The 19,383-nt window shown below is 62.4% G+C and carries 14 protein-coding genes; 7 read left to right on the forward strand and 7 right to left on the reverse strand.

Features of this window, described 5'->3' with window-relative positions:
- Nucleotides 1-24 precede the first annotated feature (24 nt).
- The 7 genes from NVV93_RS01570 to gshB form a co-directional block, all read right to left on the reverse strand.
- Entirely contained in the window at nt 25-1,296 is a 1,272-nt protein-coding gene (locus tag NVV93_RS01570) for a dihydroorotase (protein ID WP_258252713.1), read from the reverse strand.
- Complete coding sequence (locus tag NVV93_RS01575) at nt 1,296-2,309, reverse strand: aspartate carbamoyltransferase catalytic subunit (protein WP_258252714.1); 1,014 nt, start codon at nt 2,307-2,309, stop codon at nt 1,296-1,298. Before NVV93_RS01575 ends, NVV93_RS01570 begins: the two co-directional genes overlap by 1 nt.
- Before the next feature lie 11 nt (nt 2,310-2,320).
- Nucleotides 2,321-2,836, reverse strand: a complete 516-nt coding sequence (gene pyrR / locus NVV93_RS01580; protein ID WP_258252715.1) for a bifunctional pyr operon transcriptional regulator/uracil phosphoribosyltransferase PyrR — start codon at nt 2,834-2,836, stop codon at nt 2,321-2,323.
- Between the two features lie 78 nt (nt 2,837-2,914).
- A complete protein-coding gene (gene ruvX, locus NVV93_RS01585) occupies nt 2,915-3,349 on the reverse strand; it encodes a Holliday junction resolvase RuvX (RefSeq protein WP_375162900.1) in 435 nt (144 codons plus the stop codon).
- Nucleotides 3,349-3,918, reverse strand: a complete 570-nt coding sequence (locus NVV93_RS01590; RefSeq protein WP_258252717.1) for a YqgE/AlgH family protein — start codon at nt 3,916-3,918, stop codon at nt 3,349-3,351. The genes ruvX and NVV93_RS01590 overlap by 1 nt, the downstream gene beginning before the upstream one ends.
- 42 nt (nt 3,919-3,960) lie before the next feature.
- Nucleotides 3,961-4,854: an energy transducer TonB gene (locus NVV93_RS01595; RefSeq protein WP_258252718.1), complete on the reverse strand. Its 894-nt coding sequence runs from the start codon at nt 4,852-4,854 to the stop codon at nt 3,961-3,963.
- A gap of 108 nt (nt 4,855-4,962) precedes the next feature.
- Nucleotides 4,963-5,916 (reverse strand): glutathione synthase, encoded by a 954-nt coding sequence (gene gshB, locus NVV93_RS01600; protein ID WP_258252719.1) that lies wholly within the window; start codon nt 5,914-5,916, stop codon nt 4,963-4,965.
- 248 nt (nt 5,917-6,164) lie between these two features.
- Between gshB and pilG the strand changes: the two genes are divergently transcribed.
- The 7 genes from pilG to NVV93_RS01635 all read left to right on the forward strand — a co-directional run bounded on the left by pilG (nt 6,165) and on the right by NVV93_RS01635 (nt 19,358).
- On the forward strand, nt 6,165-6,572 hold the full coding sequence (gene pilG, locus NVV93_RS01605; RefSeq protein ID WP_258252720.1) for a twitching motility response regulator PilG: 408 nt from the start codon (nt 6,165-6,167) through the stop codon (nt 6,570-6,572).
- A 42-nt stretch (nt 6,573-6,614) separates the two neighbouring features.
- A complete protein-coding gene (gene pilH, locus NVV93_RS01610; RefSeq protein ID WP_258252721.1) occupies nt 6,615-6,980 on the forward strand; it encodes a twitching motility response regulator PilH in 366 nt (121 codons plus the stop codon).
- Nucleotides 6,981-7,024: 44 nt separating this feature from the next.
- Complete coding sequence (locus tag NVV93_RS01615; protein WP_258252722.1) at nt 7,025-7,561, forward strand: chemotaxis protein CheW; 537 nt, start codon at nt 7,025-7,027, stop codon at nt 7,559-7,561.
- A gap of 92 nt (nt 7,562-7,653) precedes the next feature.
- On the forward strand, nt 7,654-9,702 hold the full coding sequence (locus NVV93_RS01620) for a methyl-accepting chemotaxis protein (RefSeq protein WP_258252723.1): 2,049 nt from the start codon (nt 7,654-7,656) through the stop codon (nt 9,700-9,702).
- 63 nt (nt 9,703-9,765) lie between these two features.
- A complete protein-coding gene (locus NVV93_RS01625) occupies nt 9,766-10,626 on the forward strand; it encodes a protein-glutamate O-methyltransferase CheR (RefSeq protein ID WP_258252724.1) in 861 nt (286 codons plus the stop codon).
- Nucleotides 10,627-10,650: 24 nt separating this feature from the next.
- Nucleotides 10,651-18,342 (forward strand): Hpt domain-containing protein, encoded by a 7,692-nt coding sequence (locus NVV93_RS01630; protein WP_258252725.1) that lies wholly within the window; start codon nt 10,651-10,653, stop codon nt 18,340-18,342.
- Nucleotides 18,339-19,358, forward strand: coding sequence for a chemotaxis protein CheB (locus NVV93_RS01635; RefSeq protein WP_258252726.1), 1,020 nt, complete (start codon nt 18,339-18,341; stop codon nt 19,356-19,358). Before NVV93_RS01630 ends, NVV93_RS01635 begins: the two co-directional genes overlap by 4 nt.
- Nucleotides 19,359-19,383: the final 25 nt, after the last annotated feature.

The following is a 19,383-nucleotide window of genomic DNA, read 5'->3' on the forward strand; positions in this document are numbered from 1 at the left end:
GTTCGCCCCTACGTCGGCGAGCCGTCAGGTCTGATAGCTGATATGCCCGTCGACCACGGTATAGCGCACGGCGGCCGGCAGGCAGTGATCGAGGAACGGGCAGTTGCCGCCTTTGGAGTACCAGGTCTCGCCGGCCAGGGTCGAGGCCGCGGGATCGAACAGCACCAGATCCGCCGGTTGGCCAACCGCCAATTGGCCGGCCGGCAAGCGCAAGGCTTGGGCTGGGCCGTGGCTGAGGCGGGCGAGCAGGGTCGGCAGATCGAGCAGGCCGTCCTGCACCAGGGTCATGGCCAGCGGCAGGAGCAACTCGACGCTGCTGATGCCCGGCTCGGTGGCGCCAAACGGCGCCAGCTTGGCATCCGGCTCGTGGGGCTGGTGATGGCTGGCGATGGCCGTGATCACCCCGCTCTTCAGCGCCTGGCGCAGGCCTTCGCGGTCGGCGGCGCTGCGCAGCGGCGGCTGCACGTGATAGAGGCTGGAGAAGTCGACCAGCGCCTCGTCGGTGAGGATCAGCTGATACAGCGCCACATCGGCGGTCACCGGCAGACCACGGGCCTGCGCCTGGGCGATCAGTTCGGCGCCGCGCGCGCTGGTCAGCTGGCTGAAGTGGGCACGTACGCCGGCCTGTTCGACCAGCAGCAGGTCACGGGCCAGGGCCACAGTCTCGGCGCTCTCCGGAATCCCGGCGAGGCCGAGGAAGCTGGCGGTCGGGCCTTCATGGGCGAGGCCACCTTCGGCCAGCGCGCGATCCTGCGAGTGGAACACCACCGTCAGGTCGAAGGTCGCCGCGTACTCCAGCGCGCGACGCAGGGTGCGATTGGTGTCGAACTGGGTGAGGCCGTTGCCGAAGGCCACGCAACCGGCATCGCGCAAGGCGACCAGCTCGGCGAGCTGCTCGCCAGCCAGGCCTTTGGTCAGCGCGCCGATGGGGTAGACCTTGGTGTGGCCGGCTTCGCGGGCGCGGTCGAGGATCAACTCGGCGACCGCCGGGGTATCCAGAATCGGCTTGGTCAGCGGCGGGCAGCACAGGCTGGTGATACCGCCAGCAGCGGCGGCCAGGGTTTCGCTGGCGATGCTGCCTTTGCGGCTATAGCCCGGCTCGCGCAGGGCGACGCTGAGGTCGACGAGGCCCGGTGCGGCGACCAAGCCCTGGGCGTCGAGCGTCCGTTCGGCGACGAAACCGGCCGGCGCCTGGCCGATGGCGGCGATCTTGGCGTCCTGAATATAAAGGTCGGCGACCTGGTCGAGACCGCTGCTCGGGTCGATAACGCGAGCGCCGACGATATGGGTGCGCATCAGTTCGACTCCTCGGCTTCTTGATTCAGTTGGCGCTGCGCGGTCTGCCCGCTCATGGCCATTGACAGCACCGCCATGCGCACCGCGATGCCGTAGGTGACCTGGTTGAGGATCACCGACTGCGGCCCATCGGCGACCGCCGACTCGATCTCCACGCCGCGGTTGATTGGCCCCGGGTGCATCACCAGAGCATCCGGTTTGGCGTGTTTCAGGCGTTGCGTGGTTAGGCCGTAGAGGCGATAGAACTCGCCTTCGCTGGGCAGCAGGCCGCCCTGCATGCGCTCGCGCTGCAGGCGCAGCATGATCACCACGTCGACGTCCTTGAGGCCTTGGTCGGCATCGGTGAACACGCGTACGCCGTACTGCTGCTCGAGGCCGATGGGCAGCAGCGATTTTGGCGCGATGACGCGGATGTCCGGGCAGCCAAGGGTCTTCAGCGCCAGCATGTTCGAGCGCGCCACCCGCGAATGCAGGATGTCGCCGACGATCGCCACCGAGAGATTCTCGAAGCCGCCTTTGTGGCGGCGAATGGTCAGCATGTCGAGCATGCCCTGGGTCGGGTGCGCGTGGCGGCCGTCGCCGCCGTTGATGATCGCCACGTTGGGGCAGACGTGTTCGGCAATGAAGTGCGCGGCGCCGGAGTCGGCGTGGCGCACCACGAACATGTCGGCGGCCATCGCTTCGAGGTTGCGCAAGGTGTCGAACAGGGTCTCGCCCTTGCTGGTCGAGGAGGTCGATACGTTCAGCGTGATCACGTCGGCGGACAGCCGCTGGGCGGCCAGCTCGAAGGTGGTGCGGGTGCGCGTGGAGTTTTCGAAGAACACGTTGCACACGGTCTTGCCGCGCAGCAGCGGGACTTTTTTCACCGCGCGGGCGCCGACCTCGAGAAACGAGTCGGCGGTATCGAGCAATTCGGTGAGCAGCTCGCGGGGTAACCCGTCGAGCGTCAGAAAATGGCGCAGCTGGCCCTGGTCGTTGAGCTGCAGCTGGCGCTTGGCGGCATTCGGCGTCATCGCGATGGTTCTCAGTGGGCGGCGGAGGCGAGGGTTTGCAGCTCGAGGCCGAGGGGGGCGGGGCCGAGCAATTTTATCCGTTCGTTGGCCGCCAGCGACAGCGTGGCGCCGACGACATCGGGACGAATCGGCAGTTCGCGGGCGTTCAGATCGAGCAGGCAGACCAGGGTCACGCTGGCCGGTCGACCGTAATCGAACAGCTCGTTGAGCGCGGCGCGAATGGTTCGGCCGCTCATCAACACATCGTCGATCAGCACCAGGTGCTGGCCATCCACCTCGAACGGCAGTGCCGAGGGCCGAACTTGCGGGTGCAGGCCGTTCTGGGTGAAGTCGTCGCGGTAGAACGAGACGTCGAGCAGGCCGAGCTCATCGGTGCGGCCGAGCGCCGCGAGCAGGGCCTGGGCAACCCAGATGCCGCCGGTGTGGATGCCGATGAAGCGTGGAGTATCGATCTGCCGGTTACTCAAGTGGCGGTTCAGCGCCGCGGCCATTTGCGGCAGCAGTTCGGCGGGCGTGGGTAGGCTCATGGGCGCTCCTCAGGTAGACGGCGGACGGGCGTAGACGGCAAGCGTAGGTGCTTTCGCGCGTGAGGCCATTGCCCTCGATCAAAGTTCCAGGTGTTGTTCCAGCCAGCCCTGCAGCAGCAGGGCCGCGGCCAGCGCATCGACCGGGTTGTCGCGATAGCCGCTGCGCTGGCCTTGGGCCAGGCGCTGGCCTTTGGCTTCGTAGGTGGTCAGGCGCTCATCGTGGGTATGCACCGGCAAGCTGAAGCGGCCGTGCAGGCGGCGGGCGAATTTCTCGGCGCGCTCGCTCATCTCGCTCGGCGTACCGTCCATGTTCAGCGGCAGGCCGACGACCAGGGCGTCGGGTTGCCATTCGCGGATCAGCGCTTCGACTTTCTGCCAGTCCGGCACCCCGTTCTGCGCTTTCAACACGCACAGCTCACGGGCCTGACCGGTAATTGCCTGGCCGACGGCCACGCCGATCTGTTTGCTGCCGTAGTCGAAGCCGAGCAACAAGCGCAACGGGCGTTCGTTCATCAAGCGTGCCCGGACTGGGAGGTCAGCAGGCTGAGATTGATGCCCAGACGGGCGGCAGCGGCGCTCAGGCGTTGATCATGTGGCAGATCGAAGAGGATTTGCTGGTCCGCCGGACAGGTCAGCCAGGCGTTGTCGACCAGTTCAGCTTCCAGTTGCCCGGCTTCCCAGCCGGCATAGCCGAGGCAGATCAGGCTTTTTTTCGGACCGCTGCCATCGGCGATGGCAAACAGCACATCTTGCGAGGTCGACAGGGCCAGTTCGCCGAGTTGCAGGGTCGCCTGGAACTGCACGTCCGCCGTATGCAGGACGAAACCGCGGTCGGTCTGCACCGGCCCGCCGATGTAGATCGGTTGGCCGTGGCTGCTGATCGGTGGGGTGTCGTCGGGACGCAATTGCTCGAGTACGTCGGCCAGGCTGAGGCCGTTGGGGCGATTGATGGTCAGGCCCATGGCGCCCTGGGCATTGTGTTCGACCAGATAGATCACGGTTTGCGCGAAATTCGGATCGGCCATGTGCGGCATGGCAATCAGAAGCTGATGGGTGAGGTAGCTGGGGCTGGCGTGTTTCATGGTGATAGTGTCGCCGCTGGCCGGCCTTGCTGACAAGTCGACTCAGTTGCTCGACAGGCGGTCGCCGCGCTCAAAGCGCCAGGTGCGGATGATCTCCAGGCGATCGATATCCGCCAGGTCACCGCTGAACGGCGCGAATGGCGCGGCCAGGCGCACGATGCGCATCGCCCCTTGGTCCAGGACGGGTTGTCCGGAGGACTCCAGCACCTGCAGCTCATGGAGGCTGCCGTCGCTGTTGATCGATACCAGAAGGCGCAAGTTGCCGTAGATGCGTTGGCGCCGCGCTTCGTCGGGATAGTTGAGATTGCCGATGCGCTCGACCTTTTTGCGCCATTCGTCCTTATACCAGGCGCCTTTGTCGCGCATCGTCGAGGCGGCGTTCAGGCGATGGATTTTCGGGCGTTTGGCGTAGGCCTGTTGCTCTTGCGCCAGCTCGGCTTCGAGGCTGGAAATCTCCGCGGACAATTGCGCGCTATCGAATGTCGGTGCCGTGCGGGCTTGCGGCTCCGGCTTGGCTTTCTCGCTCTTCACCGGAGTTTTTTGCGGCTGCGGTTTGCGCGTGGCGACAGCCGCTTTCGGCGCCGCCTGCTTGGCGCTCGGTGGCGGCGCGCTGGGCGGGGTTACACGCTTGACTTGGGTGTCCTGGAAGACCGCCAGCTCGGTGGTTTTCGGCTTCGCCTTGTGCTCCAGGGTGCCGCTGCCTTGCTGGTTGTCCTGGGCGAGGTAATCGGCCTTCTTGGGCGCTTCCTTGCTCTTGAAGGTGGACAGGGTGATTTCCAGGGTTTTGCTGATATCGCTAGGTTCAACCACGGTGAAGCCGACACCGAGAATCAGCGCCAGATGCAGCACCGCGGCAATGAACAAGGTAAAGCCCAGGCGGTCCGCCGGACGCACGCCGGCGGTAGGGAGTTGCACTGGATTGGAGGTTGCGTTCATCGCGGAGCGGGCCGGTTCAAGTTGTCGCGCAGTCTGCCCAGCGCCTGGCGAAAAGTCTATGAAGCACTGCGCGGCTTGAGCAGTCGGCCGCTGTTCGCCGTGCGCGTCTCAGCGCTGGGTCAATTTGCTCGCGATCGCATCCATCAAGTGCTCGCCGATGCGCGTGTCAAACGCGTTGTCGATCTCGCGAATGCAGGTTGGGCTGGTGACGTTGATTTCGGTCAGATGCTCGCCAATCACATCCAGGCCGACGAATAGCAGCCCTTTCTCGCGCAGCGTCGGGCCGACCTCGGCGGCGATCCAGCGGTCGCGCTCGGTCAATGGTCGCGCTTCGCCGCGCCCGCCGGCGGCCAGGTTGCCGCGCGTTTCACCGGCGGCCGGAATACGCGCCAGACAGTACGGCACCGGCTCGCCGTCGATCATCAGAATGCGCTTGTCGCCGTCCTTGATCGCCGGCAGATACGCCTGCGCCATGATCTGCTGGGTGCCGTGCAGGGTCAGCGTCTCGAGAATGACCGAGAGATTGGGGTCATCCTCGCGATGCCGAAAAATCGAAGAACCGCCCATGCCATCCAGGGGTTTGAGAATGATGTCACGATGCTGATCGGCAAACTCGCGCAGAATGTCGGGTCGGCGGCTGACCACTGTGGCTGGGGTGCAATGGGGGAACAGCGTGGCGAACAACTTTTCGTTGCAGTCACGCAGGCTTTGCGGGCGATTGACTACCAAGACGCCCGCGCGCTCGGCCTGTTCCAGCAAGTAAGTGGAATAGACAAACTCCATATCGAACGGCGGATCCTTACGCATCAGGATCACGTCCAGTTCGCTGAGGGCAATGTCGCTTTCCTCGCCTAGCTCGAACCAATGCTGCGGATCGGCGAATACCTTGAGCGGGCGAATGCGTGCACGTGCCTCGCCAGCCGCCTGGTAAAGATCCTGTTGTTCCATATAGAACAGCGGCCAGCCACGAGCCTGGGCAGCGAGGAGCATGGCCAGCGAGCTGTCTTTTTTGAAAGAGATGCGCGCAATGGGGTCCATGACTATGCCAAGGCGAACGCTCATGTGGGTAATCCTCCGCAACGGATTAAAGCGGCAGCATCGGGCTGCCGAGACAAGATAAAGAGTTGGTCAGGGTGGCGCTCGAGCGGCCCCCGGTCAAGGGAAAGCGAGGCTTTCCGGGGCTTATAGCGTGCATCAGGAGACTGTGTTAAAAAGACCCGACGGTTGGGTTTCAGCCCGTCGGTGACAGGGCCCAGGCGCACTGATATAACGCAAAAATAACAATTCACCGAGGCGATGGTAGGGCAAACATGGAACAGCATTCCGAAGGTTTGAGGGTCATGGTGATCGACGATTCAAAGACGATTCGTCGCACTGCTGAGACTCTGCTCAAGAAAGTGGGGTGTGACGTTATCACTGCGGTCGACGGCTTCGATGCCCTGGCCAAGATTGCCGATACCCACCCCAGTATCATTTTCGTCGACATCATGATGCCGCGGCTCGACGGTTATCAGACCTGCGCGTTGATCAAAAATAACAGCGCATTCAAAGGTACGCCGGTGATCATGCTGTCCTCCAAGGACGGCCTGTTCGACAAGGCTAAGGGCCGTATCGTCGGCTCCGATCAGTACCTCACCAAACCTTTTAGTAAGGAAGAGCTGCTGGGTGCAATAAAAGCCCACGTGCCGGAGTTCGTTCCGGTAGAACAAGCTTCCTGATTAAGGCCGCTCGGCCGCTGATGCCTTTGTATGGGGAAGACCATGGCTCGAATTCTGATTGTGGATGACTCACCAACCGAGATGTACAAGCTGACCGCGATGCTCGAGAAGCATGGTCATCAGGTACTCAAAGCTGAGAACGGTGCCGATGGCGTCGCCCTGGCGCGTCAGGAAAAGCCCGACGCGGTGCTGATGGATATCGTCATGCCGGGTCTGAATGGCTTTCAGGCAACCCGGCAATTGACCAAGGACAGCGAAACCGGGCATATCCCGGTAATCATCGTCACCACCAAGGATCAGGAGACCGACAAGGTCTGGGGCAAGCGTCAAGGCGCACGCGACTATCTGACCAAGCCAGTGGACGAAGAAACCTTGCTCAAAACGCTTAATGCAGTATTGGTCGGCTAAAAGCCCGCCAGTCCGTTGCTAAAACAATAAGAAGGCCCGGCCGCATGGCGGACGCACAAACTCCATTCCAGCTTCTCTTCGAAATCGACCAGCGTTGCCGGCTGATGGCGGCAGGCTTGCCGTCGCAACAGGCGGCGATACAGACTTGGAGCGGTATCGGCTTTCGCATGGGCGAGCAGTTGTTCGTCGCGCCTATGGGCGAGATTGGCGAAGTCCTGCATGAGCCGCGGTTTACGCTGTTACCTGGAGTGAAAAGCTGGGTCAAGGGCGTCGCCAATGTGCGCGGCCGGTTGTTGCCGGTCATGGATTTGTGCGGCTTCTTCGGCCATGACCTGTCGCCGTTGCGTAAGCAGCGCCGGGTATTGGTGGTTGATCATCAGGAAGTCTTCGCCGGGCTGACAGTCGACGAAGTGTTCGGCATGCAGCATTTTCCGGTGGATAACTTCTCCGAGCAGCTGCCGCCGCTTGACGCGTCAATTCAGCCCTTTATCTATGGTGTGTTCCAGCGCGAGCAGTCCTGGTTGGTGTTCAGTCCACATGCGCTGGCTCAGCACGCTGGTTTTCTCGACGTCGCGATCTGAAAAATTTCTGGTGAGGTCGGCGCTGCCGGCCTTTTTAGCGTTACTTGGAATATTGGAATAGTAGTGCGGTTGGTCCAGGCGGGGGGCCGATAATGAAAAAACTCAATACAGGCAATCTTTTGGCAGGTATGCGCAGCAGCACGCTGATCGCAGGACTTTTCATCGTCCTGATCGTATCGATCGTGTTGTTGTTCGCCAACTTCGCCTACCTCAACACGCAATCGAACTACGACAAGGAATACATCAGCCATTCCGGTGAGCTGCGTGTTCTTTCTCAGCGAATTGCGAAGAACGCCACCGAGGCAGCGGCCGGTAAGGTCGAGGCTTTCGCCTTGCTCAAAGATGCGCGCAACGACTTCGAGAAGCGTTGGAATATCCTGGTTGGCGGCGACGAGTCCACTGGCTTGCCGTCTGCCCCGGAGGCTGTGCAAGCCGAAATGGCCGCGGTGCAGCAAGAGTGGGATAGCCTGCGGAAAAACTCCGATGCCATTCTGGCCAGCGAGCAGACGGTGTTGTCCTTGCACCAGGTAGCGGCAACTTTGGCGGAAACCATTCCGCAGCTGCAGGTCGAGTACGAAGAAGTGGTCGAGATTTTGCTCGCCAGCGGCGCGCCGGCCGACCAGGTCTCCGTGGCCCAGCGCCAATCGTTGCTGGCTGAGCGGATTCTCGGCTCGGTGAACAAAGTGCTGGCCGGTGACGCCGATTCGGTGCAGGCCGCTGACATGTTCGGTCGTGACGCCAGCCTCTTTGGTCGCGTGCTCAAAGCGATGATCGAAGGCAACTCGGCGATGAAAATCACCAAGGTAACCGACAGCGAAGCGCTGGAGCGGCTCGGCGAGATTGCCGAGCTGTTCGAGTTCGTATCCGGCTCGGTAGACGAAATTCTTGAGACCTCACCGGAGCTATTCCAGGTCCGCGAATCTGCCAACACCATCTTTACCGGCTCGCAAACCCTGCTGGAAAAAGCCTCGAGCTTGGCCGATGGCTTCGAGCGCTTGGCCGGTGGGCGTTATGTGAACACTTTGATCGGTTACGTGCTAGGTGCGCTGGCGTTGGCGTCGATCATCTTGATCGGTCTGGTAATGGTGCAAAGCACTCGTTCGCGATTGGCGGCAACCGCCGAGAAGAACGAGCGTAACCAGGCGGCTATTTTGCGACTGCTCGACGAAATTGCCGACCTCGCCGATGGTGACTTGACCGTAGCCGCGACGGTGACCGAAGACTTTACCGGCGCGATTGCCGACTCGATCAACTACTCGATCGACCAGCTGCGTGATCTGGTACTGACGATTAACCAAACTGCCGTTCAGGTGGCCGCCGCCGCCCAGGAAACCCAGGCTACGGCGATGCATCTGGCCGAAGCCTCCGAGCACCAGGCGCAGGAAATCGCCGGGGCTTCTGCGGCCATCAACGAAATGGCCGTGTCGATTGACCAGGTCTCGGCGAACGCCTCGGAATCGTCCGCGGTAGCCGAGCGCTCCGTAGCTATCGCCAACAAAGGCAACGAGGTGGTGCACAACACCATCACCGGCATGGACAACATCCGTGAGCAGATCCAGGACACCTCGAAGCGAATCAAGCGCCTCGGTGAATCGTCCCAGGAGATTGGTGACATCGTCAGCCTGATTAACGACATCGCCGACCAGACCAACATCCTCGCCTTGAACGCTGCGATTCAGGCATCCATGGCCGGTGACGCGGGCCGCGGCTTCGCCGTGGTAGCGGACGAAGTGCAGCGTCTTGCGGAGCGTTCCTCAGCGGCCACCAAGCAGATTGAGGCACTGGTTAAAACCATTCAGACCGACACCAACGAAGCGGTCATCTCGATGGAGCAAACCACCTCTGAAGTTGTTCGCGGTGCGCGCTTGGCGCAGGACGCCGGGGTGTCCCTGGAAGAGATCGAAAAAGTATCCAAGACCCTCGCGGCGTTGATTCAGAACATTTCCAACGCTGCCCGCCAGCAGGCCTCTTCGGCCGGTCATATTTCCAACACCATGAACGTGATCCAAGAAATCACCTCGCAAACCTCCTCGGGTACCACCGCTACCGCCAAGAGCATCGGTAACCTGGCGAAAATGGCCAGCGAAATGCGTCGTTCGGTGTCCGGCTTTACCCTGCCAGAAGCCACGGAAGAGGCCTGAGCATAGGAGCGCGGCGGCTTCGGCCGCTGCTTAACGGCCATGAGCGAGGGCGAGGGGCACGGCATGCAGCCAGGCGTAGTCTGGGCCTTGAAGCCGCTGGCCGACATATCGGCGGCGGACTTCCATGATTGGCGGACATTGCTCGAAGAGCGCACCGGGGTAGTGATCAGTGAGCAGCGGCGGGCATTTCTGCAAACCAATTTAAGTGCGCGGATGCGCGAGCTCGGGGTCGATGACTATGCCAGCTACTACCGTCAAGTCACTGATGGCCCGCGCGGCGCAGTGGAGTGGTCGACGCTGCTGGATCGGCTGACCGTCCAGGAGACCCGATTTTTTCGCCATCCGCCGTCTTTCGCCTTACTTGAGCAGCATCTGCTACAGCGCCTAGAGCGTTCGGCCGATCAGCCGTTGGCACTATGGAGTGTCGGCTGCTCGAGTGGCGAAGAGGCCTATTCGCTGGCGATCAGTGTGGCCGAGGCGCTACGGGGGGCGGAAAGTTTGGCGCAATATGGCGTCACCGCTACCGATATCAGCCTCAGTGCCTTGAGCAAAGCGCGGGAAGGCATATATGGCGCGCGGCGCCTCGAGTCACTGGATAGCGACTTGAGTGCGCGTTATTTTCAGACCCAGAACGATGGGCGTTCCAAAGTTATTCCGAGTCTGGCGGCGCGTGTCTGCTGCGCCCGGCTCAATGTGCTGGAGTTGGCTAAGGCGCCGCTGTCCGGCATGGATGTCATCTTCTGTCAGAACTTGCTGATTTATTTCCGTCGTTGGCGCCGCCGCGAAATCCTCAACCGCCTGGCTGAACGCCTGGCGCCGGGAGGATTGCTGGTCATCGGGGTCGGGGAAGTGGTCGGTTGGCAGCATCCGGACTTAGTGCCGGTGGCCGACGAGCGAGTTCTGGCTTTTACCCGGAAGGGGTAACACAAGGTTATGAGCGGAGTGGCTATGGGTGATCGGCACGATTATGTCGCCCTGGAATGGGTCAAGGGCGAGATCGCAGAAACGCTGAAACAGGCGCGGCAAGCTCTCGAGGCGTTCGTCGAGAATCCGCAGGATTCGACGCGCATGCGTTTCTGTCTGACCTATGCACATCAGGTCCACGGCACGTTGCAGATGGTCGAGTTCTTTGGCGCTGCGTTGCTCGCTGAAGAAATGGAACATCTGGCCCAGGCGCTGATGGAAGACCGCGTCAGTAATCAGGGCGAAGCGCTGGAAGTGCTGATGCAGGCAATTCTGCAATTGCCCGCCTATCTCGAGCGCATTCAGGCCGCCCGTCGCGACCTGCCGCTGGTGATCTTGCCGCTGCTCAATGATCTGCGCGCCGCGCGCGGCGAAAACCTGCTATCAGAAACCAGTCTGTTCGCTCCGGATATTGCGGCACCGCTACCGCAGCTCTCACATGAATCGCTGGCACAGTTGCGCACGGCCGAATTGCCGGTGCTGCTGCGCAAATTGCGGCAGATGCTGCAGATGGCCCTGGTTGGAGTGATTCGCAACCACGATTTGGCGACCAACCTAGGCTATATGGCCAGGGTCTTTGCCCGTCTTGAAGTGCTGTGCAAGGACGCCCCGCTCGGCCCGTTATGGGCTATTGCCTCGGGCATGGTCGAAGGCCTGGCCAATGGCAGTGTGGTCAATGGCGCATCGGTGCGCACCTTGCTGCGCCAAGTCGACAAACAACTCAAGCGTGTGGTTGACGTGGGTGCCGACGGCATCAACCAGGCTGCTCCCGATGAGCTGATCAAGAACCTGTTGTTCTACGTGGCCAAGGCCTCGGCCGAGTCGCCACGCATCCGCTCGCTCAAGGAACAGTACCGCCTCGACGAAGCCCTGCTGGATAGCGCCGAAGTCGATGAGGAGCGGGCCCGTCTGGCCGGCCCGGATCGCGACGCGATGCGTTCGGTGGTCGATGCGCTGTGCGAGGAGCTGGTACGAGTCAAGGACAGCCTTGATCTGTTCGTGCGCAGCGACCGCCAGCGCGTCACCGAGTTGGACGGCCTGCACGCACCGCTCAAGCAGATCGCCGACACCTTGGCGGTGCTGGGTTTTGGTCAGCCGCGCAAAGTCATTCTTGATCAGCTCGACGTGGTGCAGGCGCTGTCGCTCGGCCAGCGTGAGCCAAGCGACGGCGTCTTGATGGATGTTGCCGGTGCGCTGCTGTACGTGGAGGCGACTCTGGCGGGAATGGTCGGTCCGGCGGACGATAGCCGCCGCGAAGAAAGCCACCTGCCAACTACCGATGTGGCGCAAATCCACCAGCTGGTCATCAAGGAAGCGCGTAACGGTCTGGAACAGGCCAAGGACGCGATCATCGAATTCATCGCTTCACAGTGGAACCATGAGCACCTGGCTCGCGTCCCGGATCTGCTGACCCAGGTGCGTGGCGGCCTGGCGATGATTCCGCTGAACCGTGCGGCGCAGTTGCTGAACGCCTGCAATCGCTATATCCAGGAGCAACTGCTGGCACGCAAGGCGGTGCCGAACTGGCACAACCTAGATACCCTCGCCGATGCCATTACCAGCGTCGAGTATTACCTCGAGCGTCTCAGCGAAGACCACGCCAGCCAAGGCGATCTAATTCTCGACGTCGCCGAGGAAAGCCTCGACAGCCTCGGCTATCCGCTCAAGGAAAAGCCCTCGATCCTCGACCGCATCGAGCCGCCCGCTGCTGTACAGCGCGCCCCGCTGGCTGACCCGCTGCACGACATTGAAGTCCTCAGCGACGAACTGGAGCCGAACGCCGATAAGCAGTTCGCCGCGCAGCCCAATGAGCCTCAAGAGGCCGCTGCGGAATTCGAGTTCGATGTCGATTTCGGCGCACTGCCGGAGTTGAATGAGAGCCCGAGCGACCTGCTGCATGACATCGAAGTACTGAGCGACGAGCCGGAGTCGAACACCAATAGCCCGTTTGCTGCGCCCCTCGATGGGCCGCAAGAGGCCGCCATGGAATTCGACCTCGACGTCGATTTTGGCGAACTACCGACACTGAGCGAGAGCCCTGGCGAAGCGCTGCAATCGCTCAGCGAGGCGCCGTCGCTTGAGCAGAGCGGGCAGCTGGACGATGCGGATGAATTAATCAAGTTTCAACTGGATACTCCGGCATTAGCTGCTGACGAGCCACTGGTTGTGGGCGCGCTGGAGGTGGCGCCGCAAGCTGTCAAGGGGGCTCCGGAGTCTGACGACGAATTTGAGTTCGAGCTGGATTGGAATGCTAGTGAACCTGCGCCGCTCGGCGAGATTTTCCTCGAGCAACCTCTGCAGGACGAATGGCAAGCGCTTGACGCCGCCAGCGATTTCGAGCTGAACGAGCTGAGCCTCAATCCTGAAGAGTCGGGTTCGATCTGGGACGACGTCGACCTGAGCGAGATGGATCTGCCGGAAGTCGATTTGCCCAGCGCGCCGAGTGCCGTCGCGTCGATCGAACCGCAGGCCAAACCGCTGTCGGTAGCAGACGTCATGGCTGCCCCGGTGCAAGCCATCAACCCGCCTGCCCAGGATGTGCCGCCGAGCCTGCTGCCGCCACCGGCGGACGAAGAGCCGGTCGACGATGAACTGCAGGAAGTGTTTATCGAAGAAGTCGGCGAGGTGCTGGACACCCTGGGTGAATATCTGCCGCGCTGGCAGGCCGAACGCGATGACAAGAATGCCCTGACCGAAGTGCGGCGCGCCTTCCATACCCTTAAAGGCAGCGGGCGAATGGTCCGCGCGTTGATTATCGGCGAGCTCGCTTGGTCGATCGAGAATCTGCTTAACCGCGTGCTGGAGCGCAGCATCGAGGCCGGTGATGAGTTGTTCCAGCTGATTGGCCAGGTAATCGATTTGATGCCCTCGCTGGTCGACGAATTCGCCGCCAAGGCCCAGCGCCAGCGTGACGATGTTGATCAGTTGGCGGCCAACGCCTATGTGCTGGCGAAGGGTGAGAGCCTGGCTAAGCGCGAAACCACGTTGACTACCGAGCCAGACGCCAGCGCTGAAGACGCCAGTATTAAAGTGGAGCTGCCGGCTGTCCCCTACGCCGACGACGCGGAAGAGGCCCTCGATCCGCAATTGATCGAGATTTTCCGCAACGAAGCGGAAACCCATCTGGATGCCTTGGTAGCGTTTCTGGCTGACTGCGCCCAAGAGCTGCCGCAGCCGGTGACCGATGATCTGCAGCGCGCCTTGCACACCCTCAAGGGCAGTGCCTCGATGGCCGGGATCCTGCCGATTGCCGAAATTGCTACCCCGCTGGAAAAACTGGTCAAGGAATACAAGGCCAATCTGCTGCCGATGGATCTTGCCGAGGCTGAACTGCTGCACGCCGCTGAGCAGTTGTTCCGCGTGGGCCTCGAGCAGCTGGAAAGCCGACCGTTGGCGCCAATCCCAGGCGCAGTCGAGTTCCTCGAACGCGCTCAGCAATTGCACCAAGACCGCCTGGAAGCCGCCGAAGCGCTGCGCCAGGGTCGGTCGAGCGAAAGCCGTGATCCGCAGCTGATCAGCATCTTCCTTGCCGAAGGCATGGATATTCTCCTGGACGCCGAGGATCTGCTGCGCCGTTGGCATGAGCACCCGTCCGAGCGCCAGGAACTCAGTGCCCTGCTGGAGGAACTGACCACGCTCGGGCGTGGCGCGGAAATGGCTGACTTGCCGCAGATCGACGAACTCTGCGAAGCCTTGCTGGACCTCTATGGTGCTGTCGAAGAAGGCCGACTGGCGGTGAGCGAACGCTTCTTCAGCGAGGCCGAAAGCGCCCATGAGGCGCTGATCGGCATGATGGATCAGGTCGCGGCCGGTTTGCAGGTCAGCGCTCAGCCGGAACGGGTTGCCGCTCTGCGCACGCTGCTCGATGAAGCGCTGGACCCCAACAAACTCGGGCTGTTGTCGATCGATGACGACGGCGCCTTGCAGATTGTCGAGCTGGACGATGCCACTGCCGCGCTGGACATGTCGCAGTGGTTGGTAGACGAAGCAGCAGCCACGCCCCCGCTCATCGAACTGGACGAGCAGGATTGGGATGAGTCGGCATTCGCGCTCGACGAACCTGCGCCGTTGCCGCCTCAGAGCATCGATCCACTGGACGAGGAAATGGTGGCCATTTTCCTCGAAGAGGCAGTGGATCTACTCGAGAGCGCCGGTCAGGCACTCGAACGCTGGCTGGTGGAGCCGGACAACCAGCTGGCCTTGTCATCGCTGCAGCGCGATCTGCACACCCTCAAAGGTGGTGCGCGGATGGCCGAGATCAGTCCGATCGGCGATCTCGCCCATGAGCTGGAGTCGCTTTACGAAGGTCTGGTAGACCGGCGTTTCAGCTATTCCCCAGCGCTGGCGATTCTTCTGCAACAGAGCCATGACCGGCTTGCCGTGCTGCTTGAGCAGTTGCAAGCCCAGCGTCCCCTGGATGAGCCGAGCGAGCTGGTGCAGGCCATGCGGGCGTTTCGTCAGGGTTTGAGCTCCAGCTTGCCGATCGCCGAGTTACCGGCTCAGTTCGAGGCCGAACTCGAGCTTGAAGCCGAGATGCCGGTCGCGTTGATCGAGGAGGAAATAGACGACGCCGACGTCGCCACCTTTTTCGACACGCTGGAAAGCCATGATGAGGGGGCTGCGCAAGCCATTACGCCGCTAGAGCAGTTCGTCGATAGCGAACCGGAAGTTGGCGAGTTGACTGCCAGTGTGTGGCTGGAGGATGCCGAAGTTCTCGCCGCTCCAGACGTCGAAGCAGTGCCCGAGCCGCTACCGGTCAGCCCGCCGCGAGCCGAGCCGGTGAGTCTGACGCCGCTGCAGGACGACCGCGATCCTGAACTGGTGGAAATCTTCCTGGAAGAAGGCTTCGACATCATCGACAGCTCCAGCGCCGCCCTGCAGCGCTGGATGGCCGACAGCGACAACACGCTGGAAGTCGAATCGCTGCAGCGCGATCTGCATACCCTCAAGGGTGGCGCACGGATGGCCGAGATCCGCGAGATCGGCGATCTTGCCCACGAACTGGAGTTTCTCTACGAGGATCTGGGCAACGGCCGGCTGCGCGCCAGCCCCGGCTTGTTCGAGTTGTTGCAGCGTTGCCAGGACGCGCTGGCCGGTATGCTCGAAGCCGTGCGTGCCCAGCGCGTGCCCAGCGATGGCCAGGCGCTGATCCAGGCCATCCGGCATTTTCGCGCCAACCCGGCGGAGCAACTGCTGATTCCCGCCAGCGTGCATCTGCGCGCGGTCGCCGCTCAGGACGATGAAGCGGAAGCCGATATCCTCGACATTTTTCTTGAGGAAGGCGACGAACTGCTGGAGGAAATGGAAGCGTCCATCGGCCGTTGGGAGGTTTCCCGCGACGATAGCGCCGCGATCGATGACATGTTGCGTGTGCTGCATACCCTCAAGGGCGGCGCGCGGTTGGCCGGGCAGAAACGTCTGGGCGATCTGACCCATGATCTGGAACAGCACTTGAGCGAGGCCCAGCAACAAGGGGCGCCTTGGCCGGAAAGCCTGGTCCTCGACGTACAGAGTGGCTATGAAGGCTTGCAGCGCGAGCTCGACGCCCTGCGTCAGCGCCTGGACATCAGTAATCTGGCAGAGCTAGCGCCGACGCTGGAACCGGCTGGCGATCCAGTGGCAATCGACACTCCAGCTGCGCCGCCAGCCTTAGCGCCCGTGCCATCGGCGCTACCGCTGCGCGCCCTGACGACGCCGATCATCGCTGCCAGCCAAGTGCCGGTAACGAACAGTGCCGCCAAGGTTCTACCGTTCGTGCGACGCGCCCAGGAGGCAGCACAGGACGCGGCCGCCCGCCGCGCCCCGCAGGAACTGGTCAAAGTACCAGCGGATCTGCTCGAAGGCTTGGTCAACCTGGCTGGTGAGACCTCGATCTTCCGTGGTCGGGTCGAACAGCAGGTCAGCGATTTCGGCTTCACTCTCAGTGAAATGGAAGCCACCATCGACCGGGTGCGCGATCAACTGCGGCGCCTGGACACCGAGACCCAGGCGCAGATTCTCAGCCGTTATCAGGCTGAGTCCGAGCGTGCCGGCTATGAAGATTTCGACCCACTGGAAATGGACCGTTACTCGCAGCTGCAGCAATTATCGCGGGCGCTGTTCGAGTCCTCTTCCGACTTGCTCGATCTGAAAGAAACCCTGGCGGCGCGTAACCGCGATGCGGAAACCCTGTTGCTACAGCAGGCGCGGGTCAACACCGAGTTGCAGGAAGGCCTGATGCGCACCCGCATGGTGCCGTTCGACCGCTTGGTGCCGCGCTTGCGGCGCATCGTCCGCCAGGTGGCCAGCGAATTGGGCAAGCAGGTGGAGTTCGTCGTCGGCAACGCCGATGGGGAAATGGACCGTACCGTGCTGGAACGCATCGTCGCGCCGCTGGAACACATGCTGCGCAATGCCGTCGACCATGGCATCGAGTCCGCCGAAGCGCGGCATGCTGCAGGCAAGCCGGAGCAGGGCACGATTCGCCTGAATCTGGGCCGTGAGGGCGGTGATATCGTTCTCAGCCTCAGCGACGATGGCGGCGGCATCAAGCTCGAGGCGGTGCGCCGCAAGGCCATCGAGCGCGGCTTGATGGATGCCGATGCCGACCTGACCGATCACGAGGTGCTGCAGTTCATCCTCGAAGCGGGCTTCTCCACCGCCGAGAAGGTCACGCAGATTTCCGGGCGTGGTGTCGGCATGGACGTGGTGCATTCGGAGGTCAAGCAACTCGGTGGCTCGATGAGCATCGACTCGACCTTGGGTGAAGGCACGCGCTTCCTGATCCGCCTGCCATTCACCGTGTCGGTCAACCGCGCGCTGATGGTGCTGTCTGGTGAGGATCTGTACGCCATTCCGCTGAACACCATCGAAGGTATCGTGCGGGTCTCGCCGTATGAGCTGGAAGCCTATTACCAGCCGGACGCGCCGCGTTTCGAATACGCCGGACAGAGCTATGAGCTGCGGTATCTCGGCGACCTGCTGAACAACGGTCAACATCCCAAGCTGGTCGGCCAGAGCCTGCCGCTGCCGGTGATTCTGGTGCGTTCCAGCGAACACGCGGTGGCGGTCCAGGTGGATTCGCTGGCCGGTTCGCGGGAAATCGTGGTGAAGAGCCTCGGCGCGCAGTTCGCTGGCGTGCACGGCATTTCCGGGGCAACCATCCTCGGCGACGGCCGCGTGGTGGTGATTCTCGACCTGCTGGCAACCATTCGCGTGCTCCATGCGCATCTGCAGAATCAGGCGCAACCACGCTTGCTCCGCTCGATCGGTCCGAGCGTCGAGGTGGAAGTCGAGCGGCCGACCCTGGTCATGGTGGTGGACGATTCGGTCACTGTGCGCAAGGTCACCAGCCGTCTACTCGAGCGCAATGGCATGAACGTGCTGACCGCCAAGGACGGGGTCGACGCGATCACCCTGCTGCAGGAACACCAGCCGGACATCATGCTCCTCGACATCGAGATGCCGCGCATGGATGGCTTCGAAGTGGCCGCCCTGGTGCGTCACGACGAGCGCCTCAAGGATCTGCCGATCATCATGATCACTTCGCGGACCGGTGAGAAGCACCGTGAGCGGGCCATGAATATCGGGGTCAACGAGTACCTGGGCAAGCCGTACCAGGAGTCTCTGCTGCTGGAAACTATCGCGCAGCTGGTGGCGCGCCATCCCGCTGATCGTCACACGGATAAAAGCCAATGATCGAGAAAGCGGCTGGACGGATTGCCGTGCTCGCCGACACCTCGCTGCAGCGCCATGTGCTGCAGCAGGCGTTGGCGGCCAACGGTTATGAAGTGGTCCTCAATAGCGACCCGGCGCGCCTCGATGAAGACGCGTTAGAGGCGTGCTGCGCCGATTTGTGGCTGGTCGATCTGGCGCAGTCGGAAGACTCCCCGCTGGTCGACAGCCTGCTCGAGCGCTTCGCCGCACCGGTGTTGTTCGGTGAGGGGCATGCGCCCGAGCGGCACTCGGAAAACTATCCGCGCTGGGAACGGCGGCTGGTCGGCAAGCTCAAGCGCCTGGTTGGCGACCCATCGCAAGCGGTAGGGCCAAGCCTTGAGGCCTTGCTCGCCGACGCGCAGCGCCCCAACCGTCTGGAGTTGCCCAAGGCACTTGCCGAAACCCCGCTGGTCGCCGGTGAACCGGCGCGTCAGGTATGGCTGTTGGCGGCATCGCTGGGCGGGCCGGTGGCGGTTAAGGCGTTTCTCGATGCGCTGCCCGGCGGCCTGCCGCTGGGCTTCATCTATGCCCAGCATATTGATGCCAGTTTCGAGAGCGCGCTGCCCCAAGCCGTCGGTCGCCACAGCCAGTGGCACGTCAATTCGGCGCGGACCGGCGACCCGGTGCGCTGCGGCGAGGTGGTGGTGGTGCCGATCCAGAACGAGCTGGCGTTTGCCGACGACGGCAGCATGCAAGTTGGCGCGCGGGGTTGGCCGGAACCCTATAGCCCGTCGATCGACCAGATGATGCTCAACCTGGCGCAACACTATGGTGGCCAGTGTGGGGTGATTGTCTTTAGCGGCATGGGCAGCGATGGTAGCGCCGCCGCCGCCTATGTACGCCGCCAGGGTGGAGTAATCTGGACCCAGCGTGCCGACAGCTGCGCCTGCCCAAGCATGCCGGACAGCTTGCGTGAGGGCGGTTACAGCGTCTTGAGCGGCGACCCGCGCGAGTTGGCCGAGGCGCTGGTGAACCATTTGGCCGGGCAGTGCGCCTGAGCTGATTCTGATTTTGCGGAGTAGC

Origin of the sequence: Pseudomonas sp. LS44, assembly GCF_024730785.1 — a bacterium.
Taxonomy (GTDB): domain Bacteria; phylum Pseudomonadota; class Gammaproteobacteria; order Pseudomonadales; family Pseudomonadaceae; genus Aquipseudomonas.

What these genes read in the sequence shown, in the direction of transcription:
- pilH (WP_258252721.1), top strand. Translation starts at nt 6,615, where the DNA reads ATGGCTCGAATTCTGATTGTGGATGACTCACCAACCGAGATGTACAAG.
- gshB (WP_258252719.1), bottom strand. Translation starts at nt 5,916, where the DNA reads ATGAGCGTTCGCCTTGGCATAGTCATGGACCCCATTGCGCGCATCTCT.
- NVV93_RS01630 (WP_258252725.1), top strand. Translation starts at nt 10,651, where the DNA reads ATGGGTGATCGGCACGATTATGTCGCCCTGGAATGGGTCAAGGGCGAG.
- NVV93_RS01625 (WP_258252724.1), top strand. Translation starts at nt 9,766, where the DNA reads ATGCAGCCAGGCGTAGTCTGGGCCTTGAAGCCGCTGGCCGACATATCG.
- NVV93_RS01595 (WP_258252718.1), bottom strand. Translation starts at nt 4,854, where the DNA reads ATGAACGCAACCTCCAATCCAGTGCAACTCCCTACCGCCGGCGTGCGT.
- pilG (WP_258252720.1), top strand. Translation starts at nt 6,165, where the DNA reads ATGGAACAGCATTCCGAAGGTTTGAGGGTCATGGTGATCGACGATTCA.
- NVV93_RS01635 (WP_258252726.1), top strand. Translation starts at nt 18,339, where the DNA reads ATGATCGAGAAAGCGGCTGGACGGATTGCCGTGCTCGCCGACACCTCG.
- NVV93_RS01620 (WP_258252723.1), top strand. Translation starts at nt 7,654, where the DNA reads ATGAAAAAACTCAATACAGGCAATCTTTTGGCAGGTATGCGCAGCAGC.
- NVV93_RS01575 (WP_258252714.1), bottom strand. Translation starts at nt 2,309, where the DNA reads ATGACGCCGAATGCCGCCAAGCGCCAGCTGCAGCTCAACGACCAGGGC.
- NVV93_RS01590 (WP_258252717.1), bottom strand. Translation starts at nt 3,918, where the DNA reads ATGAAACACGCCAGCCCCAGCTACCTCACCCATCAGCTTCTGATTGCC.
- ruvX (WP_375162900.1), bottom strand. Translation starts at nt 3,349, where the DNA reads ATGAACGAACGCCCGTTGCGCTTGTTGCTCGGCTTCGACTACGGCAGC.
- pyrR (WP_258252715.1), bottom strand. Translation starts at nt 2,836, where the DNA reads ATGAGCCTACCCACGCCCGCCGAACTGCTGCCGCAAATGGCCGCGGCG.
- NVV93_RS01615 (WP_258252722.1), top strand. Translation starts at nt 7,025, where the DNA reads ATGGCGGACGCACAAACTCCATTCCAGCTTCTCTTCGAAATCGACCAG.
- NVV93_RS01570 (WP_258252713.1), bottom strand. Translation starts at nt 1,296, where the DNA reads ATGCGCACCCATATCGTCGGCGCTCGCGTTATCGACCCGAGCAGCGGT.